The sequence below is a fragment of the Erythrobacter sp. THAF29 genome, from assembly GCF_009363635.1.
In the GTDB taxonomy this organism is placed as follows: domain Bacteria; phylum Pseudomonadota; class Alphaproteobacteria; order Sphingomonadales; family Sphingomonadaceae; genus Erythrobacter.
This window is the reverse complement of the sequence record NZ_CP045392.1, coordinates 2119675-2142330: the sequence shown is the minus strand read 5'-3', so window position 1 is coordinate 2142330 and position 22656 is coordinate 2119675. Positions and strand designations below refer to the sequence as shown.

The following is a 22656-nucleotide window of genomic DNA, read 5'->3' as shown; positions in this document are numbered from 1 at the left end:
ATGATCGTTTTTGACCTCCACTGCGAACAGGGCCATCGTTTCGAAGGCTGGTTCGGCTCTTCCTCGGATTACGAAGACCAGAAGGCGCGCGGCCTCATCAGCTGTCCTGAATGTGGTACGGCGGCTGTCGATAAGGCACCGATGGCGCCCGCCGTTCCCGCGAAAGGCAACACTCTGAGCGAAAGGCCGGCGATTAAGGACGATGCGCGCCCTGTCTCGAACACTCCGATGCCCGCAGAGGTCCAGCAAGCAATGCAGGCCCTCGCGAAGGCGCAGAAAAAAGCGCTGAAGGATAGCACATGGGTCGGAGACAAGTTTGCCGAGCAATCGCGCGAAATGCACTATGGCGAGCGCGATGAAGCGCCGATTCACGGGCAGGCTACTCTTGAAGAAGCAAAGTCGCTAGTGGACGAGGGTGTGCCGGTAGCCCCGCTACCGTTTCCGGTCGCTCCCCCCGAAGAACTGAATTGATTGATTAGCAAGACGCCGCTGCTATGGGGCGTCAGGCGTGTCCCCGTAGCTCAGGTGGATAGAGCGTCGGATTCCTAATCCGAAGGCCACAGGTTCGAATCCTGTCGGGGACACCATTTCGAACGCACTGCAGACCAACAGATTGTGCGCCGGTTTGACGGCGCATTCCCTAGCGGGACGATGACAGGCGGACTGCTGCGAGAGACAAGCCGACAATGCTTGACGATATCACGAACAGCAAGATGCAGGTGCCAGGCCAACCGGCCCAATCGTAGACGCTCGTGCCCGCAATGCTCCCGATGGCCCCGCCGATGAACATCAGGACGATGTAGCTTGTCGTGAGCCGGGTGCGGATCGCCGGTTCCAGCGAGAGAAAGGTCATGCGCCCCGTCACATCGATCGTCGGGCCGACGAGGTTTACGATCACCAGCGGAACGATCAGCGTCCACACATTCCATCCCAGCGGGTAGAACAATGCTACACCGCCAAGCTGAACCATCGCCGAAAACAGCCGTGCGCGCCGTGGACCGATCTGGTCCGCCCAGCGTCCCAGCCTGGGCGTCGAAACGATGCTGATCGCAGCGATCCCTGCAAGATAACCGACGGTATCGACGCCATATCCGAGCTTGTCGCTCGTGAGGTGCAGGGCGAGTGCGAGCCAGGTCGCGGTGAAGGCTGCAAAGTTGAGGCTTTGAATAAGTGCCGAAATCATCATGTCCCGGTTATTCAGCGCGAGTTCGAAAACCGACGCGAGCAGTTGCCCGTACGCTTCTTGCGGGACCTTGGTGGAGACTCCTTCGGTCCGCATAGTGATCGGGAGAAATACCATAACGGCGGCCATGAGCGCGAAAGCGCACCAGTAAACGGCTCGCCAGCCAAACTGTGCGGCCACCAACCCGGCACCGACCCTCGCGACTAGAATTCCGAAGATGACTCCCGCTGTGAGCAGCGCCGTCACCTGTCCCAACCGCTCTGGAGCGACGCGTTTCGATGCGAATGCAGGAATGAGATAGGGCGCAATCGTGACGAACCCGAGAAGCGTCGAGGCGAGGGTAAAGCTCGCAAACCCCGGCGCTACCGCCAACCCCAACATGAACAGGCATTGCGCGCTTACAAATGCGATGCAAAGGCGCTTATTCGAATACCTGTCTCCGAGCGGCAGCAGTAAGAGTATTCCCAGCGCAAGCGCCAGCTGGTTCAGTGCAGGCACCATGCCGATCCGCGCGTCGCTGACGCCGAAATCGGAGGCCATTTCACCGATGATCGGATGGATATAGTAGGCGTTCGCCGTAACCACCGCGACGGTAATGGCGAGCGCATATTCCTGCGCCTTGCTCAGATAAGTGGGCGCCGTGTCGGCAGCGGAATTGATCAACCGATAAAACCCGCTTTCCTCGCTGTATCGATCACGCCTTGAGCAAGTTCTTGCGGACGGTCCTCCTGACAAAAGTGCCCACACTGGGAGAGCATGGCGTGCGGCATGCCTTCAGCGCCTTTGATCCTGCTGGCGAGCGTCTCTCCAAGGCCGCCTGTCACAGGATCATCCTCTCCGAACAGGGTCAGGAATGGCTTGTCGAATGCTGCGAGACCCTGCCACGCTGCATTGTTCTGCTCGATCCCGGCCATGCCGTCTTCGACCGGAACCAGCGCGGGGAATGCGCGCGCTCCTGCCTTGCTCGGTTCGTCCGGGAAAGGTGCGTCATAGGCAGCGATTTCAGCATCGGTGCGCTCGGTCGCGGTAGCGCGCTGGAGCAGTTCGCCGATCTTGAAGTCTGGTGAGGTCTTGGCGAATTCGCGCCACGCGAGAAACGCTGGTGAAGGCGTACCTCCTGTCGGAAGAAAGGTGTTGCTGGCGACGACGCAGGAGAACCTGTCAGGCTCCTCTCCAACCAGGCGCAGCCCGAGCAGTCCTCCCCAATCCTGGCAGAACAGCGCTGCCTCTTGTGGCACAACGGCGTCGCGCCATTGCTTGAGCCAGCTGATATGGCGGTCATAGGTGTAGAAGCCGATATCGTCGGGCTTGTCGCTCTTGCCGAACCCGATGAGGTCGGGCGCAAGACAGCGGAAGCCTGCATCGAGCAGCACCGGGATCATCTTGCGATAAAGAAAGCTCCAGCTCGGCTCTCCGTGGAACAGGAAGACCGGCGGGGCGTCCTTCGGCCCCTCGTCGAGATAATGCATCCGTCCCGAGTGCCCGTCCCCGAGATCGATCTCGAGCCAGTATTCAGCGAACCGATAGTCCGGCAGGTCTGCGAAGCGGGCTGGGTCGTAGGACAGGATTTGCATGATCGTCGTCTCCCTTTCGCAAGACGAGTAGCACGAAAAAACCTTTCTCCAAGCCCAATGCGCCTAGTCGCCGGTGTTCGGCTCGCCCGGCTTCTCGCCCAGCGGGACCTTCTCCTTGAAGGTGTGGGTAATGTACGGGAACGGAATTTCGATACCCGCATCGTCGAGGCCGCGCTTGATGGCGCGAATAACCCTGTCGGTCGACTCGCGACCGGCTCGCGGGGTGGAGCCCGCCCAATATCGGACAAGGAAGTCGACCGATGAGGAATTGAACTCCTGTGCGAAGATATCGATGCCTCTTTCGGTATCTATCTCTTCAACGGCGGTCACAGCTTTACGGATGACTTCGGCTGCCTCGTCGAGATCAGTGTCGTAGGACACGCCGATCACGACCTCGTGCCGACGCTGATCCTTGTCGGTGAGGATTTCGACCGGGTTTTTGAACAGGATCGAGTTCGGGACGACCGTGACCTCCCCGGAAAGCTTGCGGACGTGTGTTTCGCGAAGTGTGATGTGTTCGACCTTGCCCATAATCCCTTCGCATTCGATCACATCGCCAATGCGCATTTTTTCGCGCACCATGATGAGTACGCCAGCGAGAAAATTCTCGAAGATATCCTGAAACGCAAAACCGACTGCGACGGCGCCGATGCCGAGGCCGGCGACAAGTGTTCCAACCGTCATGCCCGGAAAAACCACGATCGCGGCGATCATCAGGCCGAGTATCCAGACGCCCAGCTTGACCAGCGTTTCAATCAGGTTGCGGAGCGAAGCGCGAAGGTCGGTCTTCCCAATCAGGCCATCCGCAATCCTGACTGCGAACTTGGCGACAATCGCCGTGATCAAAACGATCACGAGCGCGATCGCGACATCCGGCAACGCGCGCACGAATTCGGTGCCCATGCTGTTGAGCTGGTCTAGCAATGTGTTGAGCATGTCTTTTGGTTTTCCCTCTTTTGCCGCTCCAACGGAGGGGCCTGGTTGAAAGTTCCAACAAATGCAATTCGCTCAGCGGGGCGATTATCACTTCGCGTAGGTGGACTTCGCGCAGTCACGCAGGCAATCCGGCGCTAAACCGGAATCAGGACCGACAATGCACAAAGAGACCGAAGAACTGACCGAAATCCGACGCGCCGTCCGTGCGCTCTGCGACGACTTCCCCGGGAAATACTGGCGCAGGAAGGATGCGGCCCGCGAATACCCGGGCGAATTTGTCGACGCGCTGACGAAAGCGGGGTTCCTCGCCGCGCTTATTCCGACCGAATATGGCGGCAGTGGCCTCAGCCTCGATGAGGCGGCGGTGATCATGGAGGAAATTCAGGCGTCGGGCTGCAATGGTGGCGCCGCGCATGCCCAGATGTATATCATGAATACGCTGTTACGTTACGGCAGCGACGATCAGAAGCAGCACTTCCTTCCTAAGATCGCGAACGGTGAGCTGCGCCTGCAGGCATTTGGCGTTTCCGAGCCAACAAGCGGCACCGACACTTTGAGCCTGAAAACACGCGCGGTTCGCGATGGCGATGAATACGTCATCAACGGTCAGAAGATCTGGACCAGCCGGGCTGAACATTCCGACCTTATGCTCCTGCTTGCGCGGACGACTCCCAAAGACCAGGTCGAGAAGAAGACCGAGGGGCTGTCGATGTTCCTCGTCGACATGCAGAAGGCTGTCGGAAACGGGATGACGATCAAGCCGATCCGCACAATGATGAATCATTCTTCGTGCGAGGTATTCTTCGATGACCTGCGGATTCCGGCGAACGCGCTGGTCGGCGAAGAAGGGAAGGGTTTCCGCTACATCCTTTCGGGCATGAATGCAGAGCGGATCCTGATAGCAGCGGAGTGCATAGGTGACGCCAAGTGGTTCATCGAGCAGGCAAAGACCTATGCGAGCGACCGCAACGTATTCTCGCGCCCCATCGGACAGAACCAAGGCGTGCAGTTTCCGATCGCGCGCTGTTATGCCCAGATGCGCGCGGCCGAGCTTATGGTGCACCACGCAGCCCGCGTTTACGATGAAGGCGGCAATCCGGGTGAAGAGGCGAATATGGCAAAGCTCCTCGCTTCCGAGGCGAGCTGGGCGGCGGCTGATATGTGCGTGCAGACCTTCGGCGGATTCGGGTTCGCGGAAGAATACGATGTAGAGCGCAAGTTCCGCGAAGCGCGCCTTTACACGGTGGCGCCGATCTCGACGAACCTCATTCTGTCATACCTTGCCGAGCACGTGCTTGGCCTTCCGCGATCATACTGAAAAATCCGGATTGCATCACCGGAGCGAATAAATAGAGCGAATTGTCGCGTTTCGACTTGATGCGCAGCGTTAACTATGATTCTGTGCTGCCCGTGCGTGGGGGAAATTCAATGCGTAAGCCAGTGAAGGAACAGATGCGGCAGAGCCTTGCGCTCTTCGTGCTGCTCCTGCTGACGGGCTTTGCGATTGCCGGGCCCACGGGCTTGCTCGCGTGGAGCGAAAACGCGCAGACGCTTGAACACCACCGCGCACAGATCGCTGAGCTTGAAGCGGAAAGAGCAGCGCTGCGCAATCGGGTTGAACTGCTCGATCCCAGGGCCGCAGATCCCGACCTTGCCAGTGAACTGGTGCGCAAGAATCTCGGTGTGCTCCATGCCGATGAGGTCGTCATCACGATCGAGGACGAGTGACGCGCATACGAATTCTCGAGCGCGGCCCCTTCGACATCGTTTGAAATCACTGCAATTGGAACGCTGAGGCTGCGCGGTTGACGTTGCGTCTTGCTCGGCTCTCTGCCTATAGGGGGCGCGGGAAACGGGCGCGCACTCCTCCCCAGACCGCGCGTCTCGCAGCAAAAAGGAATAGATGCCTTGGCGAAGAAGCCCGCTGACAATAAAGCGACAAATAACAAGGCCGCAGAGGCCGTTTCCGCATCCGACGACCCGGATTTCATCCTCCACTCGCTCCAGGAAGAATTCGAAGCGAACAAGCGCTTTGATGCGAGCGAAGAGCAAATGATGGAATTCTATCGCCAGATGCTCCTGATCCGCCGCTTCGAGGAGAAAGCGGGTCAGCTTTACGGTCTCGGCCTTATCGGCGGCTTCTGTCACCTGTACATAGGGCAAGAAGCGGTCGCGATCGGCCTGCAAAGCGCTCTCGACAATGACAAGGATAGCGTGATCACCGGTTACCGGGATCACGGCCATATGCTCGCATACGGTATCGATCCAAAGGTGATCATGGCCGAGTTGACCGGGCGCGAAGCTGGCATATCGAAGGGTAAGGGCGGCTCGATGCATATGTTCAGCACCGAGCATAAGTTTTACGGAGGCCACGGCATTGTCGGTGCGCAGGTTGCACTGGGCGGGGGGCTTGCGCTCGCGCACCAGTACAACGATGACGGCGGCCTGTGCCTTGCCTATTTTGGCGACGGTGCTGCGAACCAGGGCCAAGTTTATGAGACATTCAATATGGCGGCATTGTGGAACTTGCCGATCGTGTTCGTGGTTGAAGACAATCAGTATGCCATGGGCACGGCGACCAAGCGATCGTCTGCCGAAACCCGTTTCCATCGGCGCGGCACGGCGTTTCGCATTCCCGGCATGGATGTGAACGGCATGGACGTACTCGAAGTGCGCGCCGCTGCCGAAGTCGCATTCAAGCATGTGCGCGATGGCAAAGGGCCAGTGCTGATGGAGCTTAACACCTATCGGTATCGCGGCCACTCGATGTCGGATCCCGCGAAATACCGCACCCGCGAGGAAGTGCAGGAACAGCGTGATCACCACGACCCGATCGAACGCTTGAAAAAAGCGCTGATCGAGGCGGGCAAGAACGAGGACGAGCTCAAGGCTATCGACAAGGAAATCCGCAAGATCGTGGCCGAATCGGCTGATTTTGCCGAGAATTCACCTGAGCCGGATCCGAGCGAACTCTACACCGATGTTCTGGTGGAGGAGTACTGAGTCATGGCCATAGAACTCAAGATGCCGGCGCTTTCGCCGACTATGGAGCAGGGTACGCTTGCCAGGTGGCTCAAGAGCGAAGGCGACATGATCGAGCCGGGCGACATCATTGCCGAGATCGAAACCGACAAGGCGACGATGGAATTCGAAGCCATTGACGAAGGCGTGCTTTCGAAAATTCTTGTGCCCGAGGGGACGGAAGACGTCCCGGTTGGCACCGTCATCGCGCATCTCGAAGGTGAGGGCGAGGAAAGCGCCACTCCTTCTCCGTCACCCGCGCCTGTCGACCCGGTACCGGGTGAGGGCAAGGACGAGGGCCGTGACGAGCCTGGCGGCGTCAGTGCGCCAGAGGCCAAGCCGCGCGCCAACGATCCCTCCATCCCCGAAGGCACCAGCTTCACGAGCACGACGGTGCGCGAGGCCCTACGCGACGGCATGGCCGAGGAAATGCGCCGCGACCCGCGCGTTTTTGTGATGGGTGAGGAAGTCGCCGAATACCAGGGCGCTTACAAGGTGACCCAGGGCCTGCTCGAAGAATTCGGCCCCAAGCGCGTGATCGACACGCCGATTACCGAATACGGATTCGCCGGTGTCGGCACGGGCGCGGCCATGGGCGGTCTGCGCCCGATCGTCGAGTTCATGACGTTCAACTTCGCGATGCAGGCGATCGACCACATCGTCAATTCAGCTGCCAAGACGAATTACATGTCGGGCGGCCAGATGCGCTGTCCTGTCGTTTTCCGTGGACCCAATGGTGCCGCGAGCCGCGTCGCCGCGCAGCATTCGCAGAATTTCGCTCCGTGGTATGCGAGCGTGCCCGGGCTCATCGTCATTGCTCCATACGACAGCGCCGATGCGAAAGGGTTGATGAAAGCCGCAATCCGCACGGAAGATCCGGTTGTTTTCCTTGAAAACGAGCTCGTCTACGGCCGCAGCTTCGACGTTCCCGATCTCGACGATTACGTCTTGCCGATCGGCAAGGCGCGGATCATGCGCGAAGGCGCGGACGTTACAATCGTCAGCTATTCGATCGGCGTCGGTTTCGCGCTCGAGGCTGCAGAAACCCTTGCAGGAGAGGGCATCGATGCTGAGGTGATCGACCTTCGCACCCTGCGTCCGCTCGACAAAGAGGCGGTGCTCACCAGCCTCGAGAAAACCAACCGTCTCGTCATTGCCGAAGAAGGTTGGCCAACGTGCTCGATCGCGAGCGAAATCACCGCAATCTGCATGGAAGAGGGCTTCGACCATCTCGATGCGCCTGTCCTGCGCGTCTGCAACGAGGACGTGCCGCTGCCCTATGCCGCCAACCTTGAAAAGCTCGCGCTGATCGATGCGCCCCGTATCGTCGAGGCGGCGAAGAAAGTCTGTTACAAATAACTGCGGCGAGGCGCTTTTCGCCTCGCCGACAGGTCTTTGGTCAGCTCGGACGATCGGCCGAATAGGTGTTGCAATCCGCGACCGGCGACGTGCCGTTGCGATCGTAGATCTGTGATAGATCGCGAGAATCGCGGACGTTGAATGCTGCGGTGTAGTTGATTACCTCCCCATCGAGGTAGTCGAACGGCGTTAGAGCCTGGTAGGTGTAAGACACCTCGACAAACATCACAGCCGTACCCGCCGCAGCCGTAATTTCCCGACCGGACTCTCCCATGCCCGGGAAGCCCGTTCCGGTTTCACCGTCGCCTTCCACGCCGTAGCTGGAATCGTGCACAAGTGCGCCGCGACAGCGCTGCCATGCGATCCACTGGCCGTTATCGGAATTCTGCTGAAGGCTGGAGAGGATCACACGGCCGTTTTCGAAGATGCCGTATCTCCCACCCAGCTTCTCCGCGCCGACGAATGCTTCGTTGACATCGTCCTCATAGATTTTTCGGGCAAGCAGTACGTCCTGCTCGCCTACGCGCGACGCGTTGTCGGCCACCTGCATGGCGACCTGGCTGATCTGCATATGCGTGATCATGTAGTTCGCGGTTTCGGCACCCATCAATCCAAGCGAGAGAAGGATTGGAGCAGTGAACGCGAACTCCGTAAGGGCGATGCCTGATGTGGATTCGATCAGGCGGCTTGCCCAGGCAGGTTTGGACAAGCTGGTCGCGGCCCGGATGGGGCGTTTCGCTTCAGTCATGGACAATTACCTGTTTCTGTCGAGCGGTCTTGCTCATCGTAGGGCTGGTTACGAAGCACGGTTGCGGCACGGACGGTCACGTTCTGATCCATCCCGGCAAGCCCGTACATCGGGAATAGGCGAGGGTAGGTTACCACCGCGGTGTAGAGCACAGCATCGCGTGCTCCGCCGATGCCGGTGGAGCCGCGGTTTGCGTCCCACGTTCCGTTTCCATTGGCATCGACGAAAACCTCGTTGTTGTTGCAGATCGTGTCGCCGTTCTCGTCGTCGAATTCTTCAGCTTCGCCGATATCGGAGAAGTCGAAGTGCGAGAGCTTCTCGAGAGTGACGGTAGCATTCGCCGGGACGACATTCTGCACCTGGTCGATCACCTTCTGATCGATCGATGACTGCTGACTGCCAGCACTTTCGAGCGTGAGGTTGCGCCCCGCATCCTGCATTGCACCATTCACGAGCACCGATGTGTACTGCGTGTGGGCAAGGTCGAAGATGCCCATCACAAGGAGACACAGGATCGGAGCGACCATCCCGAATTCGGTCAGTGCCGCGCCTTCGGTGTCCCTGGCGAATGAACGTATTGTGCGATTTCCCTTGAGCATCCGGATCATGACGTAAGCCTCAGTGCTGCGATACGCTGTGCGATTTCTTCAAACTGGTCGCGCAGCTCATCGGCATCGTCCGCCTTGAACGCACGGCCCGGTGTCGCGCAATCGATCAGGTTCTGCGTGAGTGTCGTCCCGAAAGCGATCACCCAAACCGACACGTTCTGCTGGCGAGCAGCGCGGCACGCTGCCTGGAAACGCTTCGCGTGGCGGTCAGAAGCTTGCGACGAGGAACCGTTGTCCGTGACCCGGCGATCCCACCACTCGACACCATATGTCCCGTACACCTCGACGTTGGGGACGAGCATCCCGTCGGTCATGAAGATGATGTGACGAGCGATCGAGTCACCGTTGGGAGCTGTCGCATTGTCTGCGCTGAAAATACCATTCGGCGAAATGAAGCGTGCGCCCCAGATCATACCGATATCGTGATACGTGTTGCTGCGCGCCTGGAGCGAGTTCACGTAGTTGTTGAGATCCGTGCGGCTCAGGTCGGTGAGCCTCATTGCCGCACGAGGGCACGAATAGCTCGGGCGATTCTCATTCCCGCTCTGCGTAAGCCAGCTTAGCGTGTTCCCACCATCTTCGCGCTTCCACACGGCGTTTCTCAACACCGGCTTCCAGTATTCGGATGGTCCGGACGGTTGCAGGTTGATGTTCAAATCGTTCGCATTGCCCGGGGTCGGATCCCAGGTTGCAGTGGCGACGGTGTCGGCCTCTTCGACACAGCCGTCCCACGAAACCGGGGTGTCGGTGCCGTTCGATCCGAGCGGAAGTTCGATCTGGTCATCGTCATAAAGCGTTGCGAGATCGAAGGTCACCGGACGATATGTCCAGTTCTGGAAGACTTCGCGTTCGCTGTATTCTTCGACCGTTTCGAAGGTGACATCAGCCTTGTCTTCGTAGACACGCCACCCGAATGCGCACCACCCGCCCGTGTAATAGGTGAACGCGCGACCGATTTCGATGTCTTCGTTGCCATCGAGATAAGTCACGGTGCGGGTATTGCCATTGACCACGATGTTCTGCTGATTGTGCGTACCAAGCGAACTGGTGACGTTGGTCCAATCGTCAGGCAACAGCGCATCGCAGGAAGATTCGCTTCCAGTGTATTGCCACTGGTAATCCCACCGTTCGAAGTCCTCGTCCCCATCAGCATCGATGTTCGTGATGGTCCTACTCACTTCGGTCCACTCGACGACGGTTTGGAAGTTCGCAACGCGCGACTGATAGGTGTGGCTTTGCGCCATGTATTGATCAGGGATTGAATCTCCGACGTTTACGTTACTGGCGTATGGCACAATCCCGTAGCGAACTTGCGCGCTATCCGAAGTTGCGTCTTCGACTGTATCGTAGAATGCCATCACAGCGCTACGGAGGCCGCCTATCTTCGAGCCGGGGTCTTCGGTGTTTCCGCAACTACCGCCACCCGGATTGTCGGGCGCACAGTTCATCGAACCGGTGACGTCGAGCACGAAGACTATGTCGGTGTTCGAGATGTTGATGTCGGCGGTGCAATCGACGCTCAGGTTGAATTCGTCATAGCCGAAAATGCCCATGAGGCTCGTCGGAAGATCGCCCGTGGCGGTTCCGGTGACCTTGCCCTCATTGTCGGCCGTGTAATTGCGTACGCGATTGGTGAGGCCGAACAAGCCGTCTTCGTAATTCTGGTCGAAGAATGCGAGGCCTATGTTCTTGTGCTCATCTGTGAAGGTGTCGTCGGCCATGGCCCGGCGCGCAGCGAGGGCGCCGGCGTCGCAGGCCGCCTGGAGCCGCGATTCAGCCATGTAGTATCGGCTTGCGTCGACACCGCCCCCGACCATGGCGAGAAGCGGCACAAGTGCAGCGGCCGCAATAACGATCGTGTTCGCTGTCGGATCTTCCGCCAGCCCACGCCAGAACGATTTCTGGTGCTCGCCTGACTTGCGATTGAACATATCCATACGACGTCGATCCTTTAGTTCGTCCCCGATCGGGATCGGTTGGAAAAATTGCATTGGACCGGGGAATAGCCGTCCAAGAGTAAGCGAAGCTCGAAAGGGCATGGTTAACTGGAAGTTACGAAGAATTCGCTAATCCTGCCGGCACGAAAACCTCGTGGTATCAGGATGATAGTCCGACCCTGAGACGGATGTCTCTGCCGTCGGGTGCCACGATGGCACGTTCTTTCTTCAATCGATTATCTCGAAGGCGTTGACAGGCACGGGCAAACTGGTGCGAGAGCACGCGGATGGCCGAGAATCCAGAAAGCCTGCCCGCCGAAATCGAGCTGGCACTTGCCTACACCCCCACGGCCCTTCGCGAGCGGCTCCGTACTGTTTTCGCACTCGACCAGAGATTGGGACGCATCGCCGCAGCAACCACCGAGCCAATGCTAGGCCAGATGCGCATCGCATGGTGGCGTGACATGCTCGGGACGCCAGTCGCGGATCGCCCACGTGGTGACGCTGTACTTGATGCCATAGGCGCAGGCTGGGCTGGGGAGGAACATACCCTCACCCAGCTGATCGATGGGTGGGAGGTGCTCATTGTTGCGGAATCGCTGGACGACATCAGCCAGCAGTCAATAGCGGCGGGACGCAGCGCTCCCATCACGGCAGTATTTGGCGATTGTTCAGGGGAAACCCAAAAGCGCATCGCACAGAGTGCTCAGACATATATCTATGCTGATCTGGCGAGCCGTTTTAGTGACAGCGACGAGCGCAGCCTTTCGATCAGGTTGGGGAATGGCTTGCGAACTCAATCAGGGCGACTTCCAGGAAATGCCCGCGGTATCGGCGTGCTCGAAGCGTTGGCGCGGCGCTCGCTCTCTCGTGGAGGAAGACCGCTAATGGAAGGGCGGGGTGCCTCGCTCGTTGCTTTGAAGGCGGGTATCTTTGGTCGCTAATTGTGTGTAATCCCGCGATATTAACGGCGGGGAGGGTTGCGTGCGCCAGACAATACTTGGGGTTTTCGTAGGCCTCTTGCTCGCCGGTGTGGGAATGTTCTGGTGGCAAGGACGCGCGCAGGTTGAGATAAACGCGCCGCCTCCACCCGAAGTGGAAGAAGTGACGTTTGATCCAGAAGAGCTGCCGATCACCGATCCGGGCGAGATGGAGGGGCCAGCGCCTCCCGAGGCATCTGAGCTCACACGCGAGGAGAAGCGTTTCTTCAGATACGACCGCAATCGCGACCGCAAGATCACGCGCAATGAAATGCTCTCGAGCCGATCGGAGGGTTTCCGCAAGCTCGATACGGATGGAAACAACCTGCTTACATTCGAGGAATGGGCTGTCACCACCGCGACGCGTTTCGACGCAATGGACGCCGACGGTAACGCTGAATTGACGCAGTCCGAGTTTTCTACCAGCGCGCCCAAACCATCCAAAAAACGGACGCGTTGCAGTTGCTAGGCTAAGCTGGAACGGCTTCGTTGGCCTCCGTAATCCACGCCTTGAGATCGGCCTTGGCGCGCGAGGTGTAGGCTTCCTTGCGCTGTTTCTTCTTCACCTCGTGCAGCGGTGGGAAGAGGCCGAAGTTCACATTCATGGGCTGGAAGGTCTCAGCATCGGCATCACCAGTGATATGGCTGAGTAAGGCTCCGAGTGCGGTTGTAGAGGGCAGGGGGCGCCAATCACGTCCTGCCAGTTCCGAAGCGGTCATCATTCCGGTAACAAGACCGATAGCTGCGCTCTCGACATAGCCCTCGCACCCTGTGACCTGCCCGGCAAAGCGAATATGCGGCGCCGCTTTCAGCCTCAACTGGCGATCAAGCACTTTTGGTGAATTGACGAATGTATTGCGGTGCAATCCGCCGAGCCGCGCAAATTCTGCGTTTTCAAGTCCCGGTATTGTCCGAAACAGCTCTATCTGCGCGCCGTATTTGAGCTTTGTCTGGAAGCCGACCATGTTCCACAGGGTGCCGAGCTTGTTGTCCTGCCGCAATTGCACAACGGCATAAGGCCAGCGGCCCTGAGGGTGCTCTTCGGTAGTGTCGTAGGGGTTATCGAGACCGACACCCTTCATCGGCCCGTAGCGCAGAGTCTCCACCCCGCGCGCCGCCATCACCTCGATCGGCATACAGCCGTCGAAATAGGGCGTGTCCTTCTCCCAATCCTTGAACTCGGTTTTCTCGCCGTCGAGCAATCCCTGATGGAATGCGAGATACTGCTCCTTTGTCATCGGGCAGTTGATGTAGTCGCCGTTTTCGTTCGAGGCTTCGGTGCGTTTGTTCCAGCGCGACTGGATCCAGCATTTGGACATATCGATGCTATCGCGGTGGACGATAGGCGCGATGGCATCGAAGAATGCGAGGCGATCTTCACCTGTCGCACCGACGATGCTTTCCGCCAGTGTCTGCGCAGTGAGCGGGCCGGTGGCGACGATTGTGAGGCCGCTATCAGGCAGCGCGTCCACCCGCTCGCGTACGATGGTTACATTAGGGTGCTCGGATAGCGTTCGCTCGACCTCGGCTGAGAAGACATCGCGATCCACGGCCATGGCGCTCCCCGCCGGAACGCGCGCGACTTCGCCAGCGCGCATGACAATCGAGTCGAGTTCGCGCATTTCATGATGCAGAAGCCCGACTGCGTTTTTGGTGTCATCGTCCGAACGAAAAGAATTCGAGCAGACCAGCTCGGCCAGCCCGTCGGTCTGATGTGCAGGCGTCATCTCGCCGCTGCCGCGCATCTCGGACAAGCGCACCTTCACGCCGCGCCGGGCGAGCTGCCAAGCGGCTTCCGATCCGGCGAGGCCGCCGCCGATAATATGAACATCGTGTGCCATTGCGAGCAGCATCTAGTGGCTGCTCGCTCCTGCATCAACTCACCTCAGCGTCCGACAACCGGTCGGATTGCCTTCGCGAACGCCGGCTCGACCGCTTCGAGCCTTTCGGCAAGCTGTGGAAGGTGCCTCACCGGTACCGCAGGAAAGAGATGGTGCTCCAGATGAAAGAACATGTTGTAGCTTACCGCGTTCACCATCCTGCCGCGCTGGGTGCGGGCGACGAGAGCGCTGTCGTCGCAACCGCGATGTGTAATCCAGACGGCGAATAGCGCGGTAAAGCACTGTGCGACCAGCATGGCGAACCAGTGCCAGACAATGAAAGTAAGTTCGAAGCCGAAGGCAAGCGCAGGCATGATGAGGTTTAGCGCGAGATCTATCAGCACTTTGCGTCGCCACGCTGCCCCTCCTTCGCGTATGGCCGCCAGGTGGCACTCGATCGGGAACCACGGCCCATAGGCAACCACCTGCCAGAAGCTCATTTGGCCCGCCTTGCCCTCAAGGTCTCGGTCAGTGTTGATGTGCTGGTGATGGCGCAAATGGTTGAATGCGACGCTATGATTGCTGCCGAGCATGACGGTGCTGAGGCTGTGCAGGACCAGGCGATGCCCCTTCGGTCCGAACCCCAGATTGTGGTGTATCGCCTCGTGATTGAGTCGCAATGCGGTTAGGAAGAACATGAACTCGGCGGCAAATGCGAGTGGCCAGTATCCGAAATGGAACAGTATGAGCCCCGATGCCAGCCAAGGAAGCGGGTGAAGGCATTCAGCCAGGCCGTCGCGCGGCCGCATTGTCGCTAGATCGCGCCATTCAACTCGCCTTACGGCTCGTTTGACGCGGGCGGGGTCAAGATCGTTTGCGCCGGACTCATGGTGCATGTCGCGCTCCCCTGTTGTGTTGCCTGAGGCTTAGCACCATAGGTGCGCAGGCATGAGTGCAATGGGGCGCATGTTCGATGCGTTTGATGCAAGTCGAAGTTAGATCGAGGGGGCAATGTGGCAAAAACTGCATTAGTGGAGCACCGACCCTGGCTGCTTGCGAGCGTGGCCGCTGCGGTTGCCTTTTACTTCCTCTGGAACAATCCGATCGGCGGGCTGTGGCTGATACTGCTCAAGGGGGCAGGGGTGGGGCTTCTTGCGGCTTACGCCTTCTATCGTACGAAGGGATCCGACGGCACGATCCTGGTTCTGGCGCTCGCCCTGTCCGCAGCTGCCGACATGGCGCTCGAAATCGATTTCGTAACGGGCGGAGCGCTGTTTGCGGCCTCGCATCTGGCCGCAATTGCCCTCTACCTGCGGAATCGAAGAGAAAAGAAGAGCACCAGCCAGTCGATGCTCGGTGCAGCGCTGTTGGTGCTGACCCCCTCCGTGACATATCTGTTCACCAGCGATCTCATGGTGACGATCTACTCCGTTTTCCTTGGCGCCATGGCCGCGACAGCCTGGACGAGCAGATTCCCGAGATATCGAGTTGGGGTCGGGGCAGTGCTATTCGTACTCAGCGACTGGTTGATCTTTAGCCGAATGGGGCCGATTGACCTTTCCTTGCTGCCTGACCTTCTGATCTGGCCGCTCTACTATGCCGGACAGCTGATGATAGCGACAGGTGTGGTCCAGACCCTGCGTGGAGAGCACCCCAAGCCTTAGGCAGCGATCGTCGTGCGGTGCAGTTCCCGCCTGTAACCTTCGTAACCGCCTGTGGCTTTGTGATTGACCGCGCGGTTGTCCCACATGACCAGCATGTCGGGCTCCCATTTGTGGCGATAGAGAAACGTTTCCTGTTCGCACCACTGCTGAAGCTCGACCACCAAAGCGAGCGCTTCCATCTCGTCCATTCCCTCGATCCCGACGACATATGACAGGCTGGAAAACAGCACCTCTTCCCCCGTCTCGGGGTGGCGGCGGACCAAGGGATGGATCTGACGGGCGCGGGCAGCTTCGCCGGGTTTTATCGCCATCGAGCGACCTTTATCATTGTCACCATAAAGCCCGTCGGGCGCGTATCCGCGGCTCGCCGAATGCACCGCATTCAATGTGCGCAGGTATTCCTTGCGTTCTTCGGGGAGCGCCGCAAATGCTGCGACCTGGTCACTGAAAAGAGTGTCACCGCCGACAGGAGGAATCTCGACGGCGAGCAAGCAGGTGCCCGACGGAGGTTGTTCAAGGAAGCTCCAATCGCTGTGCCAGTTTTCCGCGAAAAGTGGCGATTTCTCGTCGGCTTCCCGCAGAATGGCCGCGATGTGCTCGCGCCCCTTTATTGGGTCGAAGAATGGATCTTCACCAAATCCGCCCATTGTGATGGTGAATCGCTCCAGCGCGTCGTCGTCCATCTGCTGCCCCGCAAAGGCCAGCACCTTGTGTTCGAGCCACGCCGAACGAACTTCGGCAATCAGATCGGGATCGAGCTCACCGGACAGGTCACAGTCTGTGACGCGCGCTCCGCATCCCTGTCCAGATGGTTCGATCTTCATGGACTATCCTCCGGGTTCGCCTTCGATGTTCTTGTCAGAATGGGCGGTCGTGTCAGGCGTAGTCTCATCGCCGCCACCGCGACGTTCGACCATTTCCTCGACGACAGCCTCTTCGGCTTCGTTCTCGGGCTCTTCAGTCTCGTCGATCTTGACCGCACTCACAATGTGCTCGTTCTTACCGACCTTGAACAGACGCACGCCCGCCGTGTTTCGCCCGAGAACGCGCAGGCTTTCGAGCCCGATGCGGATCAATTTGGCTTGATCGGTTACGAGCATGAGCTGCTCGCCCGATTGGACGGGAAAGCTAGCCACGACTGGGCCATTACGCTCGATATTATCGATATTGATGAGACCCTGACCGCCGCGGCCGATGCGGCGGTATTCGTAGGCACTCGAAACCTTTCCATAGCCGTTGGCGCAAACAGTGAGGATGAACTGCTCCTTCTCCCTGAGCGTTTCATAGCGTTCGGGAGAAAGGTCGGGTTCGCCTTCTTTTTCGCCCTTGTAAGGCGCAAATTTGAGGTATTCGGCGCGTTCTTCCGCAGTGGTGCCGGTCGCACCCAGTGTCGAGAGCGAAACCACTTCATCGCCGTCGGCAAGCTTCATCCCGCGAACGCCGGTCGAAGTGCGTGATGTAAACTCGCGGACGTCTTCGGCAGCAAAACGGATCGCTTTGCCCTGACGCGAAGCGAGCAGCACGTCGTCACCTGCCGCCACCAACTCGACGCCGATCAGGTGATCCTCACTCTCCTTGTCGAACTTCATCGCATATTTGCCGTTCGAAGGGATGTTGGTGAAGGCGTCCATGCTGTTGCGACGCACGTTACCCTTGGCAGTCGCGAATACGACTGAAAGTGCGCCCCATTCGTCTTCATCCTCGGGAAGAGGGAGAACGGTCTTAATCGTCTCACCTTCCTCAAGTGAGGGCAGCATGTTGATGATCGGCCGCCCCCGTGTGGTCGGCCCGCCTTCGGGCAGTTTCCAGACCTTCAGGCGATAGACCTTACCGGCAGTCGAGAAGAACAGGACTGGATTGTGCGTCGAGGTGACGAACATCTCCTGAATCGCGTCCTCGTCCTTTGTGGACATGCCCGCGCGACCCTTGCCGCCGCGGTTCTGCGCGCGGAAAGTCGATAGGGGCGTGCGTTTGATGTAGCCGTCGAGCGTCACGGTGACGACCATGTCGTCGCGTTCGATCAGGTCTTCGTCGTCGAGCCCGTCCCATGCCGGCGCAATTTCGGACACGCGCGGGGTCGCATAAGTGGCTTTGATCTCCTCCAGCTCATCGCGCATTACGCCATAGAGCTTCACTCGGTCAGCAAGGATCGAGAGCAATTCCTCGATCTGCATTGCGAGCTCTTTCAGCTCGTCGCCGATCTCGTCGCGCCCGAGCGCGGTCAGGCGGTGGAGCCGGAGTTCGAGGATCGCCTTCACCTGACGCTCGGAGAGTTTATAGGTGCCTCCCGCCTCGTCGGCAGTCGGTTCGATCGCCTCGACCAACTGGATATATTGCGCGATGTCCCCGATCGGCCATTCCTTGGCGAGCAATCGGGCTCGCGCTTCGGCCGGATTTGCTGCGCCGCGGATCATTGCGACCACTTCATCTAGGTTGGAGACCGCGACCACGAGGCCCAGCAACAGGTGCGCGCGCTCGCGAGCTTTGTTCAGCTCGAATTTTGTTCGGCGTGTAATGACCTCTTCGCGGAATGCGATGAAGCTCTGGATTATGTCGCGCAGCGTGAGCGTTTCGGGTCGACCGCCACGGATTGCGAGCATGTTGGCCGGGAAGGACGATTGTGCAGGCGTGTAGCGCCACATCTGGTTGAGCACGACTTCGGGTGAGGCGTCGCGCTTGAGATCGATGACAACCCTCACGCCCTCTCGCGAGCTCTCATCGCGGATGTCGGAAATCCCTTCGATCCGCTTGTCCTTGGCGGCTTCGGCGATCTTTTCGACGAGGCCGGCCTTGCCTACCTGATAGGGGATAGAGGTGAGGACAATCGACTGGCGATCGCCGCGCCTCTCCTCAATCTCGTGGCGGCATCGCATGAGGATCGACCCACGCCCCGTGGTATAGGCCGCCTTCGCGCCGCTCGCGCCAAGGATCAGCGGGGCGGTCGGGAAGTCTGGACCCGGGATGTATTCGATCAGTTCTTCGGAGGTAATCAGCGGGTTTTCGATATATGCAAGGCAGCCATCGATCACTTCGCCGAGATTATGCGGCGGAACGTTGGTAGCCATTCCGACCGCGATGCCGCCTGCCCCGTTAACGAGCAGGTTGGGGAAGCGGGCAGGAAGGACCGACGGCTCCTGCGTCGAGCCATCGTAATTGTCGACGAAATTGACCGTGTCCTTGTCGAGATCGTCGAGCAGGGTGTTGGCGACGCGGGCCAGGCGCGCTTCGGTGTATCGCATCGAAGCGGGTGGATCCGGGTCCATCGATCCAAAGTTGCCCTGACCGTCGACCAGGGGAACGCGCATCGACCAGTCCTGCGTCATCCGCGCGAGCGCATCATATATCGCGGCGTCACCATGAGGGTGGTAGTTACCCATCACGTCGCCTACGATCTTCGCGCTCTTGCGATACGGACGACCGGCGACAAACCCGCCTTCCTGGCTCGCATAAAGGATGCGGCGATGCACCGGCTTCAATCCGTCGCGTACGTCGGGAAGCGCGCGCGCCACGATTACGCTCATTGCGTAGTCGAGGTAGCTGGTCTTCATTTCATCGACGATGTCGATGCGATCGTATTCGCCCATGGGGGAAGGGGTGGGGGTATCGAGAGTTTCGTTATCGTCGCTCAAAGTGAGGGCCGTTTCTGGTTGTGTTTCAATTCAGCTTCCAATGTAGGGTTTCCGGCCTGTATCCGCCATGCGCAGAACGGAACAAACACGCAACAGAGCTGTCTTTTTCCACACTTGGCCCCGACTTTTCGAGCCGCGGCGATATGACGGAAGCGAATTCGTATTCAAGCGATCCATTCAAAGGCTGTTCAGCCCGGTTCGACTAACCAGAATTGCAAATCTGCGAACATGCGTTCAAAGGCATCGCAGGAGATAAACCGACCGCGCGGAGAGACATCATGAGCGCGGCGAATCACACCCCAGGAGGTACCCCGAATGACGCTTTTCAATATCCGCAAGCGCGGGTCGAGTATGGCTTTGGCAATCGCGCTTGCGACCGGATCCGCCGTTGTGGCGACGGCTGTGTTCCCGGCTGAAGCTCACGCGCAGCGCAAGAAGAAGAAAAACAAGGGCGGCGGTGAATATTCCCAGGAATTTATCGCGGCGTTCCAGCCTTTGAACGAGGCTCTGACCCAGGAGGGCGTGGATGCTGCAGCATACAAGCCGCAGCTCGAAGCACTCGTCCCGCTTGCGAACTCGCCTGACGAGAAAAACAACGCCGGTATCCTGATCTACAACACCGCAGTGAAACTGAACGATCAGCCGCTGCAGCTTACTGGTATGGAGCTGATGCTTGCGAGCGGGAAGACCGATATCGCACAGGTCGGCCGTTTCAACTTTATCGCTTACCAGCTCGCCAATGCGCAGCAGGATTTCCCCAAAGCGCGCAAGTTTCTTCAGGAAGCGATCAACCGCAACTTCACCACCGACACGATCTCGCTTTCGGATCTCAGGATCGCGATGGCCGAGAGTTACTTCTCGGGCAACGAGTTCGTCGAAGGACTTGCCTTCCTCAAGCAGGCTATCGAGGCTCAAAAAGCCAGCGGCGTCGCCGTCGATGAGCAGTGGTACCGCCGCGGCCTGACGGTCGCCTACAACAACAAGATTGTCCCGCAAGTCTACGAATTTGCCGGCATGTGGATCGCCGACTACCCGTCGCCAGCAAACTGGCGCGATGTTGTGAACCTGACACGCAATCTCAACCAGTTCGAAGCCCCGCAGACGCTGGACCTTCTGCGGCTGTCGCGCGCGGCAGGCGCGCTCAACGACAAGCAGGACTACATCTTGTACGTCGAATCTGCAGACGCGCGTCGTCTTCCCAAAGAGGTCAAGGAGATCATCGAGGAAGCCTATGCGAAGAATGCCGTCAGCCGTGACGATATCTACGTTGCAGACGCGCTGACGACCGCCAATGGGCGTATCGCAAGCGACCGTGCCGATCTCCCGGCACTCGAACGTGATGCCGACGCTTCGAGCGCGCAGCTTCGTACGGTAATGGCAGCGGCGAACGCGTTTTACAGCTACGGTGATTATGCCAAGGCGGCTCGTTTCTATGAAAAGGCGCTCGGCATGCCGGGGGTCGATGCAGGCGAGGCTCTGAACCGTCTTGGAATGGCGCAGGTCGGTTTGGGTGATTATGCCGCCGCTCAGGAAACCTTCGCCAAGGTTGAGGGACCGCGCGCGCCGATCGCCACAATCTGGGCGGCCTATGCCGCCGAGAAGGCCGGACCCGCTTCGGACGGGCCGAGCCTCGGCGAACTCATGAGCGCTAGCAACTGAGCTTCCGAAGATAGCTGAACTAGAAAGGGCGTCGGAATTGATCCGGCGCCCTTTTTTGTTTTCCCCGCGTGGAGGGTCAGCGCAGCCGCTTGATGAAGAGCTGGCCGTTATCGCCGCGCTTCACCTCGAACTGGTCAAGCGAGCGCGCCATATCGGAAAGGCGTTTGAAGCCGTAGTTCCGAACATCGAAACTGGAACGGTTGCCGGCAATGTTCCCGACCTCACTGAGCGATGCGAAGCCTTCATCGTCACGCTTGGCCGCTTTCCATGCAGTACCCAGCAGGTCGACGAGTTCTGCATCGACTGATCCTTTGGTATCCTTTTTTGTCGGCCTGGACGGGCCATCGTCTTCCTCTGCACCCTTGATCAGCGCGTCGATGTCGATGAAGCGGGTGCAGGCCGACTTGAATGCCGCCGGGGTCTTCTTCGTACTACCGAAGCCGTACACCACCAGACCATCCTGTCTCAACCTCGTGGCGAGTGGGGTGAAGTCGCTGTCGGAACTCATTATCCCGAAGCCGTCGACCTTCCCCTGATAGAGCAAGTCGATCGCATCGATTGTCATCGCCATGTCAGTGGCATTCTTGCCGGCGGTGAGGTCAAATTGCTGGTGAGGCTGGATCCCGAACTTGTGCGTGATCTTGTCCCAGTTCTGCAGGTTGTTCTTGGCGAAGTTGCCATAAGCCCGTTTGATATTGACCTGGCCCAATTCGGCCATGACGGTCAGCACGGGGTCGATGCCCTTGGGCGTGGTGTTGTCCGCGTCGATCAGCAGCGCGATGTTTTTCAATTCTTTGGATGACATGCGCGGGTAAATGGAGCGCAACTACGGCATCCGCAAGCGAATTGTCCCTTCTCGCCCGTCCGGTTCAGGCCTCGCGGAAATCGCTGTCCGGGGTGTCTAGCACTCGCAGAATGCCGTCTGAAATCGCGAAATGGGCACCCCGAAGCCTCAGTTCACCGCCCTCGACTTTTTGCCGCACGAACGGAAAGGTCATCAGGTTTTCGAGGCTGACGCGAACTGCGGCAAGCTCCATTTCGAATTCGGCCTCACGGCTGTCGGTGCCGTACTTTTCTGCCACAGGAATTCTCGCTTCGTCCAGCAGCGACACCCAGTTACCGACGAAATGACCTTTGCCGACCTCTTTGCCTTTCATTGCACCGGTCAAGGCAGCCTGGCATCCCCCGCACAGACCGTGACCCATAACAAGCACTTCTTCGACCTCGAGCACCTGAACCGCGAACTCAAGTGCAGCCGATACGCCGTGTTGGCCGACCGTTGTTTCGAATGGAGGGACAAGGGCGGCCACGTTGCGGACGACGAATATCGTGCCCGGATCGACGTCGAATATCTGCGCGGGGTCCACCCGGCTGTCCGAGCAAGAGATGACCATGGTGCGAGGCGACTGCCCTTCGCCAAGTTCTGCCCACCGCTCTCTCTGCTTTGCCCAGTCGCCCGAGCGGAAGCGGTTATAGCCGGCAACAAGGCCGTCAAGCGGGGTGTCTGTCGCGTCATTCATACGAATGCCCATGCCAAG

At 59.0% G+C, this 22656-nt stretch carries 21 protein-coding genes and 1 tRNA gene; 10 read left to right on the top strand and 12 right to left on the bottom strand.

Annotation, left to right across the window (positions count from 1 at the left end; translation table 11 throughout):
- The gene (locus FIU90_RS10350; protein WP_152434677.1) at positions 1 to 471 is read left to right on the top strand and encodes a DUF1178 family protein; all 471 of its coding nucleotides are present in this window, start codon (positions 1 to 3) and stop codon (positions 469 to 471) included.
- 39 nt (positions 472 to 510) lie between these two features.
- A tRNA-Arg gene (locus tag FIU90_RS10345) sits at positions 511 to 587 on the top strand.
- A gap of 53 nt (positions 588 to 640) precedes the next feature.
- On the opposite strand, the gene FIU90_RS10340 is transcribed toward FIU90_RS10345, so the two are convergent.
- The 3 genes from FIU90_RS10340 to FIU90_RS10330 all read right to left on the bottom strand — a co-directional run bounded on the left by FIU90_RS10340 (position 641) and on the right by FIU90_RS10330 (position 3693).
- Positions 641 to 1846 (bottom strand): MFS transporter, encoded by a 1206-nt coding sequence (locus FIU90_RS10340; protein ID WP_234029488.1) that lies wholly within the window; start codon positions 1844 to 1846, stop codon positions 641 to 643.
- Positions 1843 to 2757, bottom strand: coding sequence for a haloalkane dehalogenase (locus FIU90_RS10335; RefSeq protein ID WP_152434676.1), 915 nt, complete (start codon positions 2755 to 2757; stop codon positions 1843 to 1845). The genes FIU90_RS10340 and FIU90_RS10335 overlap by 4 nt, the downstream gene beginning before the upstream one ends.
- A 63-nt stretch (positions 2758 to 2820) precedes the next feature.
- Positions 2821 to 3693: a mechanosensitive ion channel family protein gene (locus tag FIU90_RS10330; protein WP_152434675.1), complete on the bottom strand. Its 873-nt coding sequence runs from the start codon at positions 3691 to 3693 to the stop codon at positions 2821 to 2823.
- 157 nt (positions 3694 to 3850) lie between these two features.
- On the opposite strand from FIU90_RS10330, the gene FIU90_RS10325 reads away from it, so the two are divergent.
- The 4 genes from FIU90_RS10325 to FIU90_RS10310 all read left to right on the top strand — a co-directional run bounded on the left by FIU90_RS10325 (position 3851) and on the right by FIU90_RS10310 (position 8073).
- Positions 3851 to 5011: an acyl-CoA dehydrogenase family protein gene (locus FIU90_RS10325; protein WP_152434674.1), complete on the top strand. Its 1161-nt coding sequence runs from the start codon at positions 3851 to 3853 to the stop codon at positions 5009 to 5011.
- A 110-nt stretch (positions 5012 to 5121) separates the two neighbouring features.
- Entirely contained in the window at positions 5122 to 5421 is a 300-nt protein-coding gene (locus FIU90_RS10320) for a septum formation initiator family protein (protein ID WP_152434673.1), read from the top strand.
- A 180-nt stretch (positions 5422 to 5601) separates the two neighbouring features.
- Positions 5602 to 6696 carry a pyruvate dehydrogenase (acetyl-transferring) E1 component subunit alpha gene (gene pdhA / locus FIU90_RS10315; RefSeq protein ID WP_152434672.1) on the top strand — a complete coding sequence of 365 codons (1095 nt, stop codon included), beginning with the start codon at positions 5602 to 5604 and terminating at the stop codon, positions 6694 to 6696.
- A 3-nt stretch (positions 6697 to 6699) separates the two neighbouring features.
- On the top strand, positions 6700 to 8073 hold the full coding sequence (locus tag FIU90_RS10310; protein ID WP_152434671.1) for a pyruvate dehydrogenase complex E1 component subunit beta: 1374 nt from the start codon (positions 6700 to 6702) through the stop codon (positions 8071 to 8073).
- A 40-nt stretch (positions 8074 to 8113) separates the two neighbouring features.
- On the opposite strand, the gene FIU90_RS10305 is transcribed toward FIU90_RS10310, so the two are convergent.
- The 3 genes from FIU90_RS10305 to FIU90_RS10295 are packed head-to-tail and all read right to left on the bottom strand — an operon-like array spanning position 8114 to position 11366.
- Positions 8114 to 8821, bottom strand: a complete 708-nt coding sequence (locus FIU90_RS10305; protein WP_199799327.1) for a TadE/TadG family type IV pilus assembly protein — start codon at positions 8819 to 8821, stop codon at positions 8114 to 8116.
- Positions 8818 to 9429, bottom strand: a complete 612-nt coding sequence (locus tag FIU90_RS10300; protein WP_234029487.1) for a TadE/TadG family type IV pilus assembly protein — start codon at positions 9427 to 9429, stop codon at positions 8818 to 8820. The genes FIU90_RS10305 and FIU90_RS10300 overlap by 4 nt, the downstream gene beginning before the upstream one ends.
- The gene (locus tag FIU90_RS10295) at positions 9426 to 11366 is read right to left on the bottom strand and encodes a pilus assembly protein TadG-related protein (RefSeq protein ID WP_172970245.1); all 1941 of its coding nucleotides are present in this window, start codon (positions 11364 to 11366) and stop codon (positions 9426 to 9428) included. The genes FIU90_RS10300 and FIU90_RS10295 overlap by 4 nt, the downstream gene beginning before the upstream one ends.
- Before the next feature lie 287 nt (positions 11367 to 11653).
- On the opposite strand from FIU90_RS10295, the gene FIU90_RS10290 reads away from it, so the two are divergent.
- Both FIU90_RS10290 and FIU90_RS10285 read left to right on the top strand, forming a co-directional pair.
- Complete coding sequence (locus FIU90_RS10290; RefSeq protein WP_152434669.1) at positions 11654 to 12310, top strand: hypothetical protein; 657 nt, start codon at positions 11654 to 11656, stop codon at positions 12308 to 12310.
- A 40-nt stretch (positions 12311 to 12350) separates the two neighbouring features.
- Positions 12351 to 12815, top strand: a complete 465-nt coding sequence (locus tag FIU90_RS10285; protein ID WP_152434668.1) for an EF-hand domain-containing protein — start codon at positions 12351 to 12353, stop codon at positions 12813 to 12815.
- Between the two features lies 1 nt (position 12816).
- Here the strand turns inward: FIU90_RS10285 and trmFO are convergent, their stop codons facing one another.
- Both trmFO and FIU90_RS10275 read right to left on the bottom strand, forming a co-directional pair.
- Positions 12817 to 14187 carry a methylenetetrahydrofolate--tRNA-(uracil(54)-C(5))-methyltransferase (FADH(2)-oxidizing) TrmFO gene (gene trmFO / locus FIU90_RS10280; RefSeq protein ID WP_152434667.1) on the bottom strand — a complete coding sequence of 457 codons (1371 nt, stop codon included), beginning with the start codon at positions 14185 to 14187 and terminating at the stop codon, positions 12817 to 12819.
- A 44-nt stretch (positions 14188 to 14231) separates the two neighbouring features.
- Entirely contained in the window at positions 14232 to 15062 is an 831-nt protein-coding gene (locus FIU90_RS10275) for a fatty acid desaturase (protein ID WP_152434666.1), read from the bottom strand.
- Positions 15063 to 15179: 117 nt separating this feature from the next.
- Between FIU90_RS10275 and FIU90_RS10270 the strand changes: the two genes are divergently transcribed.
- Positions 15180 to 15830: a lysoplasmalogenase family protein gene (locus FIU90_RS10270; RefSeq protein ID WP_152434665.1), complete on the top strand. Its 651-nt coding sequence runs from the start codon at positions 15180 to 15182 to the stop codon at positions 15828 to 15830.
- On the opposite strand, the gene FIU90_RS10265 is transcribed toward FIU90_RS10270, so the two are convergent.
- Both FIU90_RS10265 and gyrA read right to left on the bottom strand, forming a co-directional pair.
- Positions 15827 to 16654, bottom strand: coding sequence for a TauD/TfdA family dioxygenase (locus tag FIU90_RS10265; protein ID WP_152434664.1), 828 nt, complete (start codon positions 16652 to 16654; stop codon positions 15827 to 15829). The genes FIU90_RS10270 and FIU90_RS10265 overlap by 4 nt on opposite strands.
- Positions 16655 to 16657: 3 nt before the next feature.
- The gene (gene gyrA / locus FIU90_RS10260) at positions 16658 to 19459 is read right to left on the bottom strand and encodes a DNA gyrase subunit A (RefSeq protein ID WP_152434663.1); all 2802 of its coding nucleotides are present in this window, start codon (positions 19457 to 19459) and stop codon (positions 16658 to 16660) included.
- A 315-nt stretch (positions 19460 to 19774) separates the two neighbouring features.
- Between gyrA and FIU90_RS10255 the strand changes: the two genes are divergently transcribed.
- Positions 19775 to 21118: a tol-pal system YbgF family protein gene (locus FIU90_RS10255; protein ID WP_152434662.1), complete on the top strand. Its 1344-nt coding sequence runs from the start codon at positions 19775 to 19777 to the stop codon at positions 21116 to 21118.
- A gap of 76 nt (positions 21119 to 21194) precedes the next feature.
- On the opposite strand, the gene FIU90_RS10250 is transcribed toward FIU90_RS10255, so the two are convergent.
- Both FIU90_RS10250 and FIU90_RS10245 read right to left on the bottom strand, forming a co-directional pair.
- Entirely contained in the window at positions 21195 to 21923 is a 729-nt protein-coding gene (locus tag FIU90_RS10250) for an NYN domain-containing protein (protein WP_152434661.1), read from the bottom strand.
- 64 nt (positions 21924 to 21987) lie between these two features.
- Positions 21988 to 22638, bottom strand: a complete 651-nt coding sequence (locus tag FIU90_RS10245) for a carbonic anhydrase (protein ID WP_152434660.1) — start codon at positions 22636 to 22638, stop codon at positions 21988 to 21990.
- Between the last annotated feature and the right edge of the window lie 18 nt (positions 22639 to 22656).